1 protein-coding gene is annotated in these 306 nt (G+C 45.8%); it reads right to left on the reverse strand.

Translation table 11 applies throughout. The features are described 5' to 3' along the window. Positions 1-306 (reverse strand): hypothetical protein (locus HA632_RS01485; protein ID WP_176305480.1); only part of this gene is annotated, 306 nt, incomplete at both ends.

The raw sequence follows: 306 nt of genomic DNA on the forward strand, positions 1-306 counted from the left end.
TGAGGTAGTATAACATTTATCAGTTACAGTATAAGTCACTGTGGTTGTTCCTCCACAAGCACTCGGTGCACTTACTTGTCCATAGCTTCCGCTTGAAGCACAACCACCGCTTACGGTGAATCCTCCTAACCAAGTAGCAAACGCCGCATTAACTGCTGCTTGGTCTGCATAAGCACAAGCACTTGTTGAGCTTGCTGCCGGTGCATTAACCTGTACAGCCGGAGCCGGTGTGATAGTAAAGCTTCTGGTTACTGTTGAGGTAGTATAACATTTATCAGTTACAGTATAAGTCACTGTGGTTGTTCC

Source organism: Flavobacterium sp. J49 (assembly GCF_011742145.1).
Classification (GTDB): domain Bacteria; phylum Bacteroidota; class Bacteroidia; order Flavobacteriales; family Flavobacteriaceae; genus Flavobacterium.